Source organism: Coxiella endosymbiont of Amblyomma americanum, from assembly GCF_000815025.1.
Lineage (GTDB): Bacteria > Pseudomonadota > Gammaproteobacteria > Coxiellales > Coxiellaceae > Coxiella.
Genome location: NZ_CP007541.1, coordinates 451,029 through 469,580, shown reverse-complemented (window position 1 = coordinate 469,580; position 18,552 = coordinate 451,029). Strand labels below are relative to the sequence as shown.

Genomic DNA, 18,552 nt, shown 5'->3' with positions numbered 1-18,552 from the left:
TCTTTATGAAGTTAAATACTTTATTTCATATTATTTATAGCCTTAATTTATTATTAACCATCGGACAGTATAATAAAGAACACGGATCAAGAATATTGTGCTTTCCATTATACTCTGTCTCGTTTAAAAATACTGATTTTATTTACGAATAGCAAAAATTACATTACAAATGCAATCTATATATTTTTTTACGAAACATAAGAAACTCGTTACTCTACAGCGAAAAATAAAAATAATTTCAGTTATTTCTGTCAAAGTAAAATAATAAATAAAATCTTTGTTATTTTATTTTGTTATTCCCATTCAATTGTTGCAGGGGGTTTATTAGTAATATCATAAAGCACGCGTGAGATTTCTTTGATTTCATTTACAATCCTTTGACTAACTTCTACTAAAAAAGCATAAGGCAATTCTACCCATTGTGCCGTCATAAAATCTGTAGTCTTTACAACTCGTAACGCTACTACGTAACCATAATGACGAGTATCCCCTTTAACACCAACCGATTTGATTGGCATAAAAACGACAAAAGCCTGATTTACTGAAAAATAATGACAGTGTTTTTTTAATTCTTCAATAAAAATCGCATCGGCACGCTGTAGTATATTAATATATTTATGTTTAATTTCTCCTAAAATACGAATAGCCAGACCAGGTCCAGGAAAAGGATGTCGATACACTATATTATGAGGTAAATTCAACTCTAACCCCAACTTACAAACTTCATCTTTAAATAATTCACGTAACGGTTCAATAAGCTGCAAATCCATTCGAAGTGGTAATCCTCCAACATTATGATGTGTTTTAATAGGATGATCCTTTTTCCCAGTGTTTGTCTTTGCGGATTCAATAACATCTGAGTAAATTGTTCCTTGACCTAACCACTTAACATTTAATCTTTTAGCTTCTGTTTCAAAAACCCGAATAAATTGTTCACCCAAAATTTTACGTTTGTCTTCTGGTTCCGAAACACCTTTTAGAGCATTTATAAAACGTTCTTTGGCATTAATGCAAATAACTTTTATACCTAATTGCTTGAAAACATATAAAACCTCGTCTAGTTCGTGCAAACGAAGTAGACCAGTGTCTATAAAAATACATATTAATCGATCACCAATGGCTTTATGTATAATAGCTGCTGTTACAGAAGAATCTACACCACCAGATAATCCTACAATAACTCTTTCTTTCTGATGAATTCTATTACGAATATTATAAATACTATCTGCAATAATATTCTTTGTTGTCCATATTACTGAACATTGACAAATATCTTTAACAAACTGCGTTAAGATATTGTCTCCTTGAGACGTATGAGTAACTTCAGGATGGAACTGCACACCGAAGAATTGTCGATTGCAATCAGCTATTGCTGCATAAGGAGAACGATCAGTGCTAGCAATTATTTCAAATCCTTTTGGCAATTCTGTAACAGAATCACTATGACTCATCCAAACGTCCAACAAAGGAATACCATCTGTAGAAGTACGATCACCGATGTTTTTAAACGGTAGTATAGACTTTAGTATCCGCAATTCCTTATGCCCAAACTCAGCCTTGGCAGGCGCAACTTTTCCACCCAATTGATAAACCATTGTTTGCATACCATAGCAAATCCCCAATATTGGACAACCAATTTTAAAAACAATAGAAGGAGCACGCAATGCATGATTTAAAGTAACTGTTTCAGGACCTCCAGAGAGAATAATACCGCAAGGAGTAAAATTACGAATAATATGCTCGTCAACTTTACAAGACATTAATTCGCAATACGCTCCAATCTCACGTATTCTTCTGGCAATCAACTGTGCATACTGTGAACCAAAATCAAGAATCAAAATTTGATTTTGATGTCGATAAATATCTTTGGAAATATTCTTTTTCATGCTTATAATTAAAGGTAAACAGAAATAAAAAGCATTTAAATCCTTACACTCTTCTCTAATGCTTCATTTACTTTTCCAGTGAATAGTTAGGTGATTCTCTCGTTATAGTCACATCATGAACATGACTCTCTTGAATTCCTGCACTTGTTATCCGGACAAATCGAGTTTTTGTTCGCATCTCCATAATTGTTTTACACCCAGTATAACCCATACCAGAACGTAGACCACCAATTAGTTGATGTACCACTCCTCGTAAAGGACCTTTGTAAGGAACACGCCCTTCAATACCTTCTGGTACATATTTTGCTTGACTCTTTTGTGATTCCTGAAAGTACCGATCAGATGAGCTATAAGTTCCAAACATAGCTCCAGTAGATCCCATACCACGATAAGACTTGTAGGAACGACCTTGATATAAAACTTCTTCACCGGGTGCCTCTTCCGTACCAGCAAACAATCCACCAATCATCACGGCATGTGCGCCAGCTGCAATAGCTTTACAAATATCTCCAGAGAATCGAACCCCACCATCTGCGATAATAGAAATGTCATCGTTTTTTAATTCAGAAGCTACCTGTGCAATTGCGGTAATCTGTGGCACCCCTATGCCTGCTATAATGCGGGTAATACAAATAGAACCGGGTCCAATACCTACTTTAATTGCATCAGCCCCAGAATTAGCCAATGCCCTTGCTGCTGCAGCGGTAGCTATATTCCCGGCAATTACAGGTACGTCTGGATAATGCTGTTTAATCCATTTTACTCGATCAATAACTTGTTTCGAATGACCATGTGCAGTATCTACTACTAGAATGTCTACACCCTCTGATACTAAAGCAGGTATTCGGTCAGGATCTTTATCTCCCGTATTAATAGCCGCACCAACTCGTAATTGTCCAGAAACAGTTTTACAAGAATTAGGATTCTTCTCCGAACGAAGAATATCTTTTACTGTAATTAACCCACACAATTCAAAACTTCCATTAACAACAAGTAGTTTTTCCACACTATGTCGTCGAAAGAGATTAATAATTTCTTCTCTTGTGGCATTTTCTTTAATGGTAATAAGGCGTTCTTTCGGGGTCATTAAACTAGCAACTTTCTGTTCCATGTCTAATTCGAAACGGATATCGCGATTGGTTATAATCCCAACGAGTTGTTTATCCTTTACAACAGGAAGTCCCGAAATATTGTACTCACTAGAAATTTCTTTAAGTTCTCTAATGGTACTATCCGGAGAAACAATAACGGGATCAAATACAACAACACTTTCAAATTTTTTTACTTTTCGCACTTCATTTGCTTGACGTTCTGGACTCATATTTTTATGCAAAATTCCCATACCCCCAGCTTCAGCTAACGCAATAGCTAATCGCGCCTCAGTCACAGTATCCATGGCAGCAGATAAAAGAGGAACATTAAGAGTTATGTTACGAGTTAGATTAGTGGTAAGTAAAACATCTCTAGGCAAGATTTCTGAATAGTCAGGTAATAATAAAACATCGTCAAAAGTTAGAGCTTCCTCGTTAATTCTCATGCAATAGCTTTCCTTTAAAAGTTTGGCAGTTTATCTACTTCTTAAAAATTTGTCGCGAGCAATAACAAAATTCCATCTTAACAGCAACTAATAGAGACAAAGAAGCACAGAACGCATGGGGTCCTGCTTTTATTATTGCAAAATAACAAAGCAGGATTTCTAAGAATACAAGATATGCATTTCATTCAATTTTATACAAAACGTTTTTTCTACTGTTATTGCTAATATATCAACAGTTTTTTTTATAATGTCTTTATCATATCCTTCTACCATTACTCGCATGACAGGTTCTGTTCCCGAAGGGCGCACCAATACTCGACCTCTGCCGCTTAGTCTTTTTTTTGCTTCTTCTATTATCGCCTTTCTAATAATTAAGTATTTTGTATTCGGTATATCATTGTTAATAGGAATATTAATTAACGCTTGTGGATATTTAGTCATTACTTTCTTAAGCTCTGATAGAGAACTGTTTGTCTGCTGCATAATTCTTAATATTTGTAAAGCAGTAATAATACCATCTCCCGTGGTAGTAAAATTAAGATCGACAATGTGACCAGAAGATTCACCGCCTAATAACCAACCCTTTTGTCGTATTAACTCTAAAACACAACGATCACCTACTGGCGATCGTTCAAAAGCAATACTGTGTCGCTTTAATGCTTGTTCTAATCCTAAATTACTCATTACAGTGCCAACTACTCCCAACGGACAATGCTCTTTCAAATAAAAACGATTAATGGCCATAATGCACAGTAATTCATCTCCGTCTACTCTAGAACCATAATTGTCTATCATGATTAAACGGTCTCCATCGCCATCGAAAGCTATACCAACATCGGCTTTATATGTAAGAACGCTCTTCTGGAGCTTTTGAGTATTAGTGGTGCCATATCCGTGATTAATATTAAATCCATTTGGTTCATTACCGATGGCAATCACATCGGAACCCAATTCATGAAAAATAATAGGGGCAACAGAATAGACAGCACCGTTAGCACAATCGATTACAATTTTTAATTGTTTTAAAGATAAATTAGAAGGAAAAGTGCTTTTACAAAATTCAATATATCGACCATAAGCCTCATGCATTCTCATTGTTTTCCCTAAACGATCAATTGATACGGTGCGCATTGGCTTATCAATATTCTCCTCAATAGCCAATTCTAATGCATTAGATAGTTTAAACCCTTCCCTATTAAAAAATTTCACTCCATTGTCAGGATAGCTATTGTGTGAAGCACTAATCACGATGCCTGCATCAGCACGAACTGAATGAGTTAAATACGCAATAGCAGGAGTAGGAATTGGACCGGTTAGTTTAACATTAACTCCAGCTGCAGACAATCCAGCTTGTAGAGCTGATTCAATCATATAACCTGAAATGCGTGTATCTTTTCCAATCAAAACAGTTGCTGTACGACAATTATTTGCTAATATTTTTCCTATTGCCCAACCAAGCTTTAACATAAATTCAGGATTAATCAGTGATTTTCCCACTTTTCCTCGAATTCCATCAGTCCCAAAATATTTTTTTTGCATGCTTTCTTCCTCCATATTCTTCCTAAATACAATCTACATTAATCTTCGAGCGTAATCAGCGACGTACACTGCTTCTCGACTAGCTTTAACGTCGTGCGTACGAATAATAGAAGCTCCTTGATAAACAGCTAATACATCAGCAGCGATGCTCCCAAACAACCGATCTTTAGGCGACTGAGTTAACAAAACGTCACCAATCATTGATTTACGAGACCACCCTGATAATATAGGTAATCCAAAAGACAAAAACTCGGATAGATGATTAAGTAAATAAAAGTTTTCTTTTAAACTTTTTCCGTAATGGCCTTGCCCAAAGCCAAGATCAATAATCATCTGGTTTCGTGAAATCCCATGATTTTCACAGCGCTCTACGATAGCTTGTAAATCCTTTTTTACAGTTGTCAAAAAAAAGGTACATGTACTCGAATCCAATCGTTTTGATTCGGAACCAAAATGCATTAGACAAACAGGACTGTTTAACTCTTTGACTGTTTCTAACGCACCCGCATTTTGTAAAGCGCGTTGGTCATTAATGATATCCGCTCCAACATTAATTGCTGCTTTCATAACTTGAGGACGACTAGTATCAACAGAAATTAAAATGTCAAATCGTTTCTTTATTCCTTCGATAGCCGGTATCAAGCGATCAAGCTCTACCTGTAAAGAAGGTGAATCGGTACTAATATTCACTAAAGGATTAGTAGCTTCTCCACCCACATCTAATATATCTACTCCATCATGCACCATCTTTTCCGCTGTATAAAAAGTAGAACTTAAATCAACATAAGGATTATAAAAAGAATTAGGAGAAACATTTATAATTCCCATAATGGCAGGCTTAGAGAAGACAATTTTTCTGTTTCCTCTCAAATATAGACAAAATTTTATATTTTTCATAGAAATCTCCTTTAAAAGAATACTTGTTATATCTTTTCTGTTTTTATAATAATTACACCTCTCTTTATAAAAAACGAGATTTTCTGAAAACACTACGATCTTATTTTAGGTAGATGAAGAATCTTTTCTTACTGACATTAAAGGAACAACCTCATTATCCTCTTTCCATTCTGGTGGTGGAGAAGGTTCTTTACCAATCAAAATTTCTTTAATTTGTGCTTCATTAATAGTTTCATACTTAATTAATGCTCTAGCCATAAGATGCAACTGATCTATATGTTGTTCCAAAGTTTTCTTTGCTGTATTATAAGCTGCATTAATGATACATCGTACCTCCAAGTCAATTTCCTTACTAGTCGCTTCAGAAATATCTTTGTGCTGAGTGACAGAACGTCCTAGAAACACTTCGCCTTCTTCCTCTCGGTAAGTTACAGGTCCTAACTTGAATGACAATCCCCACTTTGTTACCATGTTACGAGCAATATCAGTCGCTTTTTCAATATCATTAGATGCACCTATAGTCACTCTTTCTGCCCCAAAAATTAATTCTTCGGCAATTCGTCCACCGAATAGTCCAGCCAATTGGCATTCTAAAAAGTGTCTACTTACACTATAACGGTCTTTTTCCGGTAGGAACATTGTTATTCCTAAGGCACGACCTCTTGGAATAATTGTAACTTTATACACTGGATCATGTTCAGACATATGCAACCCTACAATAGCATGACCAGATTCGTGGTAAGCCGTTAATCTTTTCTCTTCATCACTCATCACCATTGATCGCCGTTCAGCCCCCATCATAATTTTATCTTTTGCACTTTCAAACTCTGAAATTCCAACATTTTTCTTATTTTCACGTGCTGCAAATAAGGCGGCTTCATTGACAACATTAGCTAAATCCGCTCCAGAAAATCCTGGGGTACCTCGAGCAATGACAGAAGCCTTAACATCAGATGCTAAAGGCAATTTACTCATGTGAACCTGAAGAATACGTTCACGACCTTTAATATCAGGCAATGGTACGACCACCTGTCTATCAAAACGACCAGGACGTAATAAAGCTGGATCAAGTACATCGGGTCGATTGGTCGCAGCCATTACGATAATACCTTCTTTTCCTTCAAAACCATCCATCTCTACCAAAAGCTGATTCAAAGTTTGTTCTCGTTCATCGTGTCCACCTCCCAAACCTGCGCCACGATGACGACCTACAGCGTCAATTTCATCAATGAAAATAATACAAGGCGCTTGCTTCTTTGCTTGATCGAACATATCTCGCACACGAGAGGCACCTACGCCTACAAACATTTCTACAAAATCAGAACCAGATATTGTAAAGAACGGAACCTTTGCTTCTCCGGCTACAGCTTTAGCCAAAAGGGTCTTACCTGTTCCTGGAGATCCAATGAGTAAGACACCACATGGCATTTTCCCACCTAAGCGCTGAAATTTATCCGGATCGCGCAGAAAATCGACTAACTCTTTAACTTCTTCTTTTGCTTCTTCTACACCAGCTACATCATCAAAAGTTATCTTTATTTGATCTTTAAGCAGGCGTGCTTTACTGCGTCCAAAAGACATAGGACCACCACGACTCCCCCCTTGCATCTGACGCATAAACAAAATCCATACAAAAATTAAAACAAGGAAAGGTAACCAACTAATAAGCACATGCAATAGCACGCTTTGTTGTTTTGGTGGTTCGCCTTTTACGTTCACACCTTTAACAATCAATTGATTAATCAGATCTTTATCTTCTATAGGCAAGTAGGTAGTAAAATACTTGTGATCTCTAGTTACACCCTTAATTTCATGATTCTGAATCACTACCCTACTGATTTTATCATTATTAACCGCTTGAACAAATTGTGAATAGCTATAAGGCTGTACATCAAGTTGTCGTACACCAAAATTGCTGAAGACTGTAATCAGAACTATCGCGATTACTAACCAAAGCAGTAAATTTTTAATGATACCATTCAAGATATTCCCTCTTTATTGTATACTTTCTGATTATAGCCTAGAAATTCAGTAGCAAGTATATAAATCTCACTCGATCTAGCATGTGAAGCATGTGGTTTGAGAATCCTAGAACGCCTAAAATAAGGACGCAAATTTATTAAGAAAATGCTAACATTAGGACTTTGGAAAAGTTTTACTAAGAATCCTCCACCTATTCTCAGAAAAATTCTAGCTCGATTCCACGCCAATTCAGCCAAACGTAATGCTTTTGATTGGTCACTATCTTTTATACCGGAAATATTTGGCGCCATGTCAGAAATAACAAAATTTACCAGACCACCTCTGACTTTTTTATATATTAAAGCACTCAACTGACGAAAAGTTGTTGTTTTATTCAAGTCTCCTTGAATAAATTCACCTTTTAGTATTGGATTAATAGGTGTAAGATCTACAGCAACAACAAACCCATGAGGTCCTACAAGATTCTCAACCACCTGAAACCACCCTCCCGGCGCCGCTCCCAAATCAACTACAGACATCCCGGGTTTAAAAAGCTTATACTTTTCGTTAATCTCTAGGAGCTTAAAAGCTGCGCGCGAAACATAACCTTTTTGCTTTGCATACCTAACATAGAAATCTTTATTGTATCCTTGTGGCCAACGATGCTTATTTCGTGTCATGTACTCACATTAACCCTCCACAGGATTTTAATTTTTAATAAAAAAGCCCCAATTCTAATTTAGCGGTATCAGACATCATTTCTCGATTCCAAGGTGGATCGAAGACAATTGATACTTTTGCGATATCTACTTTAGGTATAGCTAAAATTTTTTGTTTAACGTCTTCTATCAATACCGGACCCATGCCACATCCAGGCGCTGTTAAGGTCATTTCAATAATTACACAAAAATTGTTATTTTCTAGTTGTTCAATATTGCAAGTATATATTAATCCTAATTCCACAACATTAACTGGAATTTCCGGATCGAATACAGTGCTAAGCTGAGCCCACACTTTATCTTTTATAGCAGCATTAGACATCACATATTCCATGGAATTCTCCACAGACTTTCCTAAAGCATCTGCATCTTCCGCCTTAATGCGAGCTAAATTTCCAGAAAAAGCTATCGTAAATGTATTTCCTAAACTTTGCATGATAGTTACCTTAGTTCCCTGAGGGATTTTAGTAGATACACCGGATGGTATCAAAATTGACATTGCATCACGATTTAATACAACAACCTCTTTTTTATATTTATTTCTCATTATCATTGGTACCTTCATTTTTGTTCTTATTTTTCTTTAAATGAAAACTTTCTCCACAACCACAAGACCCAATTGCATTAGGATTAATAAAGCGTAATTGATATTGTCCAAAATCTTTTTTTATATAATCTATTACAGTACCTTTAACAAGAGGTATACATTGAGAATCAATGAGAACCATTAGACCATTTGTCTTCAAAAGAAGATCTCCTTGTTTAGGAGCTTGCACAATCTCGGGCTGATACATATATCCAGAACAACCTGTCTTTTTTACCGATAATCGAAATTGTGCATATCCTGCATGTATTTCTATCAATGACCGAAGATGCTTACAAGCTGCATCTGTTAAGTCTATAATTTTTACTTTATCATTCACCATTTATATAATAATTCTTGCACGAGTAAGGTGGTATAACTTAATCACGTAAGGCAGCAAACATAGTATGCCAACATAATGTGGCGCATTTCACCCGAGAAGGAAATGCAGAAATACCTGATAAGGCGGCTAATTTCCCTAATTTTTCCATACTTACACTTTTTCCTGTTGCTAAATCACAAAACTGAGCAAATAAAGTCTTGCTTTGTACAATAGTTTTTCCTTTTAAGGCCTCCATCATTAACGAAGCCGATGCAATAGATATTGCGCATCCTTTGCCTTCAAAAGCCGTTTCTTTTATTATTCCGTCTTCCTCTCGCAAATATACAGTTAGTTGATCTCCACATAATGGATTATAGCCATCATGCATGTACGTTGGATTTGTTAGTCGTCCAAAATTTCGAGGTTTCCGACTATAATCAATCACTATTTCTTGATATAAATCAGATAAATTACCCACTTTAATCTCTTAAAATACAGCATTTTTAAATATTTGGTTGACCTTTGTTAAACCATCAGTTAATCGATCAATATCATTGAACGTATTGTACAGGGCTAATGTAATACGAGCCGTTGCAGGTAATTTAAATCGCTCCATTAACGGCATAGCACAATGATGACCTGATCGAATAGCAATCCCTTCATTGTCCAAAATAGTAGCAATGTCATGAGGATGAATTTTTTCTATGACAAAAGAAATAATGCCAATTTTTTTTTGTGCGTCACCTATAATTTTCAATCCGTGAATTCTCCATAATTTTTTTGTTGCATAATCTAATAAAGCTTGTTCATAAGTGTCAATTCTTTCAAAACCAATTTCCGAAAGATAATCAATAGCTGCTCCGAGTCCAATAACACCAGCTATATTAGGCGTACCTGCTTCAAATTTATGAGGTAATGGACTATATTCGGTTTTTTCAAAAGTGACCTGGCGAATCATATTTCCACCTCCTTGATAAGGAGGCATTTTTTCTAACCATTTCCTCTTCCCATAAAGGACACCAATTCCTGTAGGGCCATATAACTTGTGTCCAGAAAAAACATAAAAATCACAATCTAAATCTTGCACGTCTATTACCATATGAGCAATTGCTTGTGCACCATCTAACAAAACCGGAATATTTTTTTGGTGCGCCAAGCAAATTATCTTTTTTACCGCGTTGATTGTTCCTAATACATTAGAAGCATGGATTATTCCCACAATTTTAGTGCGCTCTGTTAACAAGCCTTGGTATTCATATAAATTCAGGGTTCCATCGTCATTTACTGGAATTATTTTCAACTTTGCTCCCACTCTCTCGCATAATAATTGCCAAGGTACAATATTAGAGTGATGCTCCATTTCTGAAATTACAATTTCATCACCTTGTTGTATTTGCAATTTTCCAAAACTCGTGGCAATCAAATTAATTGATTCTGTAGTTCCGTGGGTAAAAATAATCTCGTGCAAATGAGCGGCATTTATAAACATCTTAACCTTCCTACGAGCGCTCTCATAAGCAACCGTCGCCCGTTCACTGATGGTATAAATTCCTCGATGTACATTAGCATTATCATGATGATAATAATGACTGATAGCACTAATTACTGCCTGCGGCTTTTGAGTTGTCGCTCCGGAGTCTAAATACACAAGTGGTTTCCCTAAAATCTTCTCCTTTAAAATAGGGAAATCGTCTCGCAAAGAGTTAAGTGTACTAATCATGATAACGCTCCAGACAACATAACGCCAAGTTTCTTCGTAAACCTTGCATAAAGGTGCTCTGTAATAATTCTATGAGGTAATTTTTCTACAATTTCACTAGAAAATGCGCAAGTCAGTAAATGTTTGGCTGCAATTCGATCGATACCACGACTACATAAATAAAATAGTGTGTCGTCATTTAAATGACCTATCGTGGCACCATGAGTACATACTACATCATCATTATAAATTTCAATCTCGGGTTTAACATTTACCTCAGCTTTATCTGAAAATATTAAATTTTTATTAGTTTGACGAGCTATCGTTTTGCTAGCTCCTTTATGCACAAAAATTTTTCCATTAAAAACAGCCTTAGAGTCATCACCAATAATTCCTTTATAAAGCTGTTGACTTTCGCATTCAGAAACTCTATGATCAACGCAGGTGTGGCTATCAATATGCTGTGTGTTTTGTGGATGATACAGTCCCAACAGTCGACATGAAGCTCCATGACCTTTCAATGCGCAGTGTAAATCTTCTCGCCCAAGTGCTCCCCCTAATAAAAAATGGCAAGCAGTCACTTGGCTGTTTTGTGCCTGATTAATTTGAGTATTCGCAATATGAAAAGAAAAGCTGTTTTCTTCTTGCAGTTTATAAAGTACCAAATTAGCGGAATCTCCAACTTTGATTTGAGTCACAATGTTGTTAAAATAAGTCATTGTGGAAGAAACTCCACGATACTCTTCTATAAAAGAAGCGTTAGCATTCTCATCTAAGAAAATTAAATGACGAGTTTGGGTCATTGATAAAGGAAAATTTGGTTTCATTAAGTAAAGAAGATGAATAGGTTCTTCAAGCTGAAAATTCTTTGGTACGTAGAGAAACATACCATCTCGGAAAAGACTACCATTCAGCAATGAAAAAGCAGTCTGAGAACTTAGATTATCTGTGATCCGTATTTTCCCTCTCTTTTCTTTTAATATTGCTTTCAATGATGCCAATTGAACTTTGGGTATTAACTTTGTCAAAGTCGATAGAGCTGGTACAAAATACCCATTAATAAACACCATGCGATGAGTACCCTCTATAATAAAATCCTCTATATTAAAACCGATATCATCAGCTATTCTGTCAAATGAAAAAGTCTGAGATGCAATTTGAGTAACATCTGTATATTTCCAATTTTCTATTTTTCGATCTGGAAAACCCATCAGTAAAAACTTTTTTAACTGCTTATGCCGCCATTCTTGTAAGAAACAATTATTCTTATCTTGTAATCCCCTTAATCTAGCTTCGGACCAACCCGCATCAAGCACTGTCATAGCCAACTATATCCTTTTTCTTCAAGTTTACAAGCTAATGACGAGTCTCCTGATACTACAATACGTCCATCAATCAAGACATGTATAAAATCAGGTTTTATATAATTCAAAAGACGCTGATAGTGAGTAATTAATAAAATAATTCTTTTAGAATTACGAAAACTATTAATTCCCATAGCCACTACTTGTAAGGCATCTATATCTAGACCAGAGTCAACTTCATCTAAAATAGCAAGAGAGGGCTCAAGCATTAACATTTGTAAAATTTCATTGCGTTTTTTTTCACCCCCAGAAAATCCTTCATTAACCGATCTTTTTAAGAACTTATCGTCCATACCAACTAAAATCAATTTTTCTTCGACTAATGTCATGATATCCATCGAATCTAATTCTTGTTCTCCACGTGTCTTACGAATGCTATTAACAGCCGTCTTCAAAAAATAAAGATTATTTACACCAGGAATCTCTATAGGATATTGAAATGCTAAAAACAGACCACATGCTGCTCGCTCCTCAGGAGATAGCTCTAGTAAATTTCGATTAAAATACGTTACTTCACCCGCAGTAACAGAACAATTTTCCCGACCCGCTAATACAGACGCCAGAGTGCTTTTACCAGAACCATTAGGACCCATAACAGCATGTACTTCGCCAGCATGGATAGATAAATTCACCCCTCGAAGAACTTCGTGACCATTTGCCATTACATACAAATTTTTTATTATCAACATTAGATACAGTCTTTTTATCGATTAGCTTTTTTACCCAATAGATCCATCTAAACTGACTTCCATTAGTTTTTGCGCCTCAACAGCGAATTCCATGGGCAACTTTTGAAAAACTTGTTTACAAAAACCATTGACTATCATTGAGATAGCATCTTCTTCGTTAATACCACGTTGTCGACAATAAAATAATTGATCTTCTCCAATTTTAGAGGTAGTGGCTTCATGTTCAACGCGTGCCGTAGAATTTTTTACTTCGATGTAAGGAAAAGTGTGAGCACCACATTGATTACCTAATAATAAAGAGTCGCATTGACTGTAATTAAAAGCGTTTGTAGCATTAGATCCAACACGAACTAAACCACGATAACTATTTTGCCCATAACCTGCAGAAATTCCCTTAGAAATAATCGTACTTTTAGTATTCTTACCTATGTGAATCATTTTCGTTCCAGTATCAGCCTGTTGAAAATTGTTTGTTAAAGCTACCGAATAAAATTCACCAACAGAATTATCACCCTTCAAAATAACACTCGGGTATTTCCAAGTAATTGAAGATCCTGTTTCAACTTGTGTCCAAGAAATTTTTGCATTATTTCCGTAACATATACCGCGTTTTGTTACAAAATTATAAATTCCACCATTTCCATGTGCGTCTCCAGGATACCAATTTTGTACAGTGGAATATCTTATCTCAGCATCAGCTAATGCCACTAATTCTACTACAGCAGCGTGCAGCTGATTTTCGTCTCTTTGTGGAGCCGTGCACCCCTCCAAGTAGCTTACATAGCTACCTTCGTTAACGATGATCAACGTTCTTTCGAATTGTCCAGTATTAGCAGCGTTAATGCGAAAATATGTGGATAATTCCATAGGACATCGTATCCCCTTTGGTACGTACACAAATGAACCATCGCTAAATACAGCTGAATTTAGCGCAGCAAAAAAGTTATCGCGATAAGAAACAACGCTACCTAAATAACTCTCAATTAAATCAGGATATTTTTTTATTGCTTCTGAGAATGAACAAAAGATAATTCCTACCGAAGCTAATTTTTCCTTAAAAGTCGTCGCCACTGAAATACTATCGAAAACAGCATCTACAGCAACGTTCGTAAAAGATTTCTGTTCATGCAGCGGAATGCCTAATCTATTGTAAGTTTCAAGTAGTTTAGGATCGATTTCTTGTAAGTTTGTAAGTCTTTTACTTTGCTTTTTTGGTGCTGCATAATAACTAATAGATTGATAATCAATTGGTGCTATACGTAAATGCGCCCATTGGGGAGGATTAATAGTTATCCAATGACGATAAGCTCGAAGTCGCCATTCTAACATAAAACTAGGTTCATTTTTTCTCTCTGAGATAAGTCTGATAACATCTTCGTTCAACCCTGGGATAATTACATCCATGGCAATATCCGTAACAAATCCGTATTTATAGGTTCTATCAACGACTTTCTGAAAATAACTTTTACTAGCCATTACACTAACTCCAAAATTTTAATCAACACTTCAAAGATACCATAATTAGAACTAACTAAACCTCGCTTTATTAAAATTTCACTAAGTAATCGATAAAAGTGGTGTTTGAAACGATTGTTGTTCTGCTAAAGCGCCCTTCTTTGACATTTAAATGTATCATCGTCGTAGCATAATTTTAGTTAAATGGGCTAGTTTTAAACATCTTCATCTTGACTTAAAACTTTTTTCTTTTACATAAAGTTTCTTAATATACTACAAAACCACTGGTATAATATCATAAATTGGACTATTTAAACAACAAACAACTACACAACCATTATAGTGGGTCTTTTTGAAAAATAAAAATCGTCGCCTTGCCTTACTTATAAGAATAGCGCTTGTAAGCGCTGTCACGAATACCGTACTTGCTTTATTGAAAATAAATATAGGAATTATTGGTTACTCTCACGCTTTAATTGTCGATGGAATTCATGCCATATCAGATCTTTTTATGGATGGACTAATAATCACAGCAAGTCTATTAGGAGCTCGTGCACCAGACAAAGAACATCCGTATGGGCACGGTCGTATAGAGACTATTGGGACCATTGCTATCTCTTTTATTTTAATTTTTGTCGTTGTAGGAATCACTTTTAGTACGATATTGCATTTTATGCATCACGTTCATCTTGCTATACCGACTTTTCCTGTCATCACAGTATCCGCCATCTCTATAATTGTAAATGAAATTTTATTTCGTTATACATTAGTAATTGGTAAAAAAATCAATTCTGATCTATTACGCACTAACGCTTGGCATAATCGCAGTGATGCTCTTATTTCATTAGTTGTTTTAATTAGTGCGATTGGGACTCGTTCCGGTATTACTTTTCTTGATTTTATCGGTACCTTAATTATCACACTTCTAATATTGTATGTGAGTGGGAAAATGCTATGGAAAAATATTCAGGAACTTATTGACACCGCTGTTGATGATAAAACTTTTGAAAACATCATTAATACCATCAAAGCTGTTCCAGGTGTTCTATCCATGCATCAATTGCGCTCTCGATTACACGGTAGTAATGTTTTTATAGATGTCCATATTCAAGTTGCTCCAGACATCAGTGTATCAGAAGGGCACTATATTAGTGAAAAAGTTCATCTTAGTCTTATAAACAGCTTTTCTTATATTGCTGATGTTATTGTACATATTGATCCGGAAAATGACACTGTATCAACGTTTTCAATAAATTTACCTAGTCGCGAAGACATTTATCGTATTACAAAAATTCATTGGAAAAAATTTCCAAGTTTTAAAGATATTCGACGGATAACACTTCACTATCTAGATAAAAAAGTTTATATTGAAATTTGCCTTCCATTATCAGCAGTTCAAAAAGAAAAAGAACAACTGGCATCACAGTATCAAAGCATCACTACAAAAGTAAAAAATATTGCTAAAGTATCTCTTTATTTTGAATAGTCTATAAGAAATTAACTATTCTCTCACGAATATAAGTAGGCTCCACTACTTCTTCTGGCGATAAAATATCACCTTTATTGAATTTCTGATGAGCAATTATTGCTACCGAAGCAGCATTAGGATAGATATCTTTTTTTATAGGCTGACAATGCATCGGTAGAATGGATTGATATATGGACCACGCGTTTCCAACATACGCCCATTTTCCTTTTGGAAATCGAATATCTATCGGATAATCTACATGGTCACTAATGATCGTCTGCATAATTTTTTCTGAGTCCACTTTATACACCCCCCAGTAAATAGAATTCATACGGGCATCCCATCCAGAAACTATGCTCTCATTATTTATTTGTTGATAAGCTGCTTGAGCTAACGCTTGTAATGTTGAAACCGGAATTATCGGGAGGTCCATTGCATAGGCGATTCCTTGTGCAATTCCAGTGGCAATACGTACACCTATAAAACTCCCTGGACCAGATCCAAAAGCAATGGCATCAAGATCCTGTAAGGTTATTTGAACATTATTCAGTAATGTATCAACTAAGTTTAAAAGAATATCTGAGTGTCTTTGTGGAGCGATTTCAAACCGCTGAGTAATATCTCCATCTATCCAAAGAGCAACCGAGCAAGCAACGGTTGCGGTTTCTAAAGCTAATAGTTTGGTCATTTTAATGTAGTTTTTCCTTATAGAATGAGTTTTATTAATCACCGTATTGTAAAACCGAAAATATATAATTCAATCTTCTGGAATACTGTAAATAAACTACGAGAGCTTTACCTTAGAAAGCAATTTTCAATTGATTGTTTAAATACAATTTAAGTATTATTCAAATACATTACTACCTCTTTGATTATGAGCTATATTATAAATATAATAATTCAGAAAGACGATTAAAATATGCGGCTGATCTAAGGCCATAAAGTTTTTAAATCAGTTGTCTTTGTATTGATCAATTAGTAGGTTATCCAAAATTAAATGTAGACGTACTTCTCGAGACAGCCGATTTTAATTTTATATGAATTGGCATTCCAATAAAATTAAATGTTTTTCGAAAAAAATTGGAAAGATAGCGAAAATACGGTTGAGAAAGAAATTTTATATTCTTACCATGGATGACAATAGTTAACGGATGTCGATTACCGAGATGTGCATACTGTAAACGTACTCGTCGGTTTCCTTTTACTAACGGTGGTGCGTGTTCCAAAACCGCTGTTTCTAAAGCTTTTGTTAATTGATTAGAGGTCAGTTTTTGCCAAACTGACTGATAGATTTTATCAATTGTTTGAAATAATTGTCTTATTCCTTTTCCTTTTAATGCAGAAATAAAATGAACACAAGCAAAATCTACGAAGGATATTTTTTGATTAATATCTTTTTGTACTGTTTCACGCTTATTATTCTCTAGACAATCCCATTTGTTAATAGCTATAACCATAGGTGTACCAATTTTAATGATCAAATTTAATAATCGTAAATCTTGTGTACATACACTGTTATTGGCATCTAACATAAAGATTACGACATCAGCAACATGCATTGTTTGTATTGATTTAATAACCGATAATTTCTCTACTAAATCGCAAATTTTTACCTTTCTTCGAATACCCGCTGTATCAATTAATGTGTAATTTTTGCTTTCGCGAATATAAGGAATGTAAATGCTATCTCTGGTTGTTCCTGGTTGATTGCAGGCAATAACACGTTCTTTACCTAGTAACTGATTAATAAGAGTAGATTTTCCCACATTTTGTTGACCTATTATTGCCATTTTAATTGTCGACTGTACTTTTTCTACACTGTTTTGTTTCAGTAACATCAATTCATTAGAAATTTTATTTATCAATGCATTAATTCCACTGCCTCGTTTCGCTGAAATCACGTAAAATTCATGAAAACCTAATCGATAAAATTCGTTTTTCACTGATTTTAGTCTATTTGCATCTATTTTATTAATTACAAGAAAAACTTTTCTATTTTTTTTATGCAATTGATTAGCGATCATCTCATCAGAAGTAGTCAGACCTGTTTTTGCATCCACTACGAACAAAATATGGCTTGATTCTTTAATTGCTTGTTTTGCCTGAATCTCTGAGAGAGATTCCACAGTAGATTTTTTTGAATATACTAAACCACCTGTGTCTATTACCAAAATGCGTTGAGATCCGATCATTACTGTTCCGAACTGACGATCTCTTGTAACTCCAGGAATATCAGTTACTATTGCTTTTCGGCTTTTTGTTAAATAATTAAACAATGTCGATTTACCAACGTTGGGTCTACCAATAATAGCAATAACTGGAAGCATTTTTATACCTTTTTCTTTAAAAATTTAAACAATTAAAACTTAATTACAAATCTCTCTTTTAAAAGGAACATTGTAGTTCCATCTTGGATATAAAAGTTTAGTATG

16 protein-coding genes are annotated in these 18,552 nt (G+C 35.2%); 1 reads left to right on the top strand and 15 read right to left on the bottom strand.

The genetic code is table 11. The annotated features are described in order from the left end of the window. Positions 1 to 293 precede the first annotated feature (293 nt). The 13 genes from guaA to sufB form a co-directional block, all read right to left on the bottom strand. Positions 294 to 1,874 (bottom strand): glutamine-hydrolyzing GMP synthase, encoded by a 1,581-nt coding sequence (gene guaA, locus Z664_RS02195; RefSeq protein WP_148115171.1) that lies wholly within the window; start codon positions 1,872 to 1,874, stop codon positions 294 to 296. A 79-nt stretch (positions 1,875 to 1,953) separates the two neighbouring features. Further along, positions 1,954 to 3,423: an IMP dehydrogenase gene (guaB, locus tag Z664_RS02190; RefSeq protein ID WP_039670038.1), complete on the bottom strand. Its 1,470-nt coding sequence runs from the start codon at positions 3,421 to 3,423 to the stop codon at positions 1,954 to 1,956. Positions 3,424 to 3,582: 159 nt separating this feature from the next. Further along, complete coding sequence (gene glmM, locus Z664_RS02185) at positions 3,583 to 4,962, bottom strand: phosphoglucosamine mutase (RefSeq protein WP_039670251.1); 1,380 nt, start codon at positions 4,960 to 4,962, stop codon at positions 3,583 to 3,585. 33 nt (positions 4,963 to 4,995) lie between these two features. Then, the gene (folP, locus tag Z664_RS02180) at positions 4,996 to 5,859 is read right to left on the bottom strand and encodes a dihydropteroate synthase (RefSeq protein ID WP_039670037.1); all 864 of its coding nucleotides are present in this window, start codon (positions 5,857 to 5,859) and stop codon (positions 4,996 to 4,998) included. A 105-nt stretch (positions 5,860 to 5,964) separates the two neighbouring features. Further along, positions 5,965 to 7,842, bottom strand: a complete 1,878-nt coding sequence (gene ftsH / locus Z664_RS02175; protein WP_052246345.1) for an ATP-dependent zinc metalloprotease FtsH — start codon at positions 7,840 to 7,842, stop codon at positions 5,965 to 5,967. Beyond that, a complete protein-coding gene (locus Z664_RS02170) occupies positions 7,839 to 8,501 on the bottom strand; it encodes an RlmE family RNA methyltransferase (RefSeq protein ID WP_039670036.1) in 663 nt (220 codons plus the stop codon). The genes ftsH and Z664_RS02170 overlap by 4 nt, the downstream gene beginning before the upstream one ends. Before the next feature lie 34 nt (positions 8,502 to 8,535). Then, the gene (gene sufT / locus Z664_RS02165) at positions 8,536 to 9,087 is read right to left on the bottom strand and encodes a putative Fe-S cluster assembly protein SufT (protein ID WP_039670249.1); all 552 of its coding nucleotides are present in this window, start codon (positions 9,085 to 9,087) and stop codon (positions 8,536 to 8,538) included. Then, on the bottom strand, positions 9,077 to 9,466 hold the full coding sequence (locus tag Z664_RS02160) for an iron-sulfur cluster assembly accessory protein (protein ID WP_052246344.1): 390 nt from the start codon (positions 9,464 to 9,466) through the stop codon (positions 9,077 to 9,079). The genes sufT and Z664_RS02160 overlap by 11 nt, the downstream gene beginning before the upstream one ends. Positions 9,467 to 9,503: 37 nt before the next feature. Then, the gene (sufU, locus tag Z664_RS02155) at positions 9,504 to 9,923 is read right to left on the bottom strand and encodes a Fe-S cluster assembly sulfur transfer protein SufU (protein WP_039670035.1); all 420 of its coding nucleotides are present in this window, start codon (positions 9,921 to 9,923) and stop codon (positions 9,504 to 9,506) included. Positions 9,924 to 9,932: 9 nt separating this feature from the next. Next, positions 9,933 to 11,165 carry a cysteine desulfurase gene (locus Z664_RS02150; protein WP_039670034.1) on the bottom strand — a complete coding sequence of 411 codons (1,233 nt, stop codon included), beginning with the start codon at positions 11,163 to 11,165 and terminating at the stop codon, positions 9,933 to 9,935. Then, the gene (gene sufD / locus Z664_RS02145) at positions 11,162 to 12,466 is read right to left on the bottom strand and encodes a Fe-S cluster assembly protein SufD (RefSeq protein WP_039670033.1); all 1,305 of its coding nucleotides are present in this window, start codon (positions 12,464 to 12,466) and stop codon (positions 11,162 to 11,164) included. The genes Z664_RS02150 and sufD overlap by 4 nt, the downstream gene beginning before the upstream one ends. Beyond that, a complete protein-coding gene (gene sufC / locus Z664_RS02140) occupies positions 12,463 to 13,197 on the bottom strand; it encodes a Fe-S cluster assembly ATPase SufC (RefSeq protein WP_039670032.1) in 735 nt (244 codons plus the stop codon). Before sufC ends, sufD begins: the two co-directional genes overlap by 4 nt. Positions 13,198 to 13,227: 30 nt before the next feature. Beyond that, entirely contained in the window at positions 13,228 to 14,673 is a 1,446-nt protein-coding gene (gene sufB, locus Z664_RS02135; protein WP_039670031.1) for a Fe-S cluster assembly protein SufB, read from the bottom strand. A 331-nt stretch (positions 14,674 to 15,004) separates the two neighbouring features. Here sufB and Z664_RS02130 point away from each other — a divergent pair, with 331 nt between their 5' ends. Beyond that, on the top strand, positions 15,005 to 16,138 hold the full coding sequence (locus Z664_RS02130; protein ID WP_039670030.1) for a cation diffusion facilitator family transporter: 1,134 nt from the start codon (positions 15,005 to 15,007) through the stop codon (positions 16,136 to 16,138). A 1-nt stretch (position 16,139) separates the two neighbouring features. Here Z664_RS02130 and tsaB read toward each other — a convergent pair whose 3' ends face one another. After that, a complete protein-coding gene (gene tsaB, locus Z664_RS02125) occupies positions 16,140 to 16,808 on the bottom strand; it encodes a tRNA (adenosine(37)-N6)-threonylcarbamoyltransferase complex dimerization subunit type 1 TsaB (RefSeq protein ID WP_039670029.1) in 669 nt (222 codons plus the stop codon). A gap of 295 nt (positions 16,809 to 17,103) precedes the next feature. Then, a complete protein-coding gene (gene der, locus Z664_RS02120; protein ID WP_039670028.1) occupies positions 17,104 to 18,447 on the bottom strand; it encodes a ribosome biogenesis GTPase Der in 1,344 nt (447 codons plus the stop codon). Between the last annotated feature and the right edge of the window lie 105 nt (positions 18,448 to 18,552).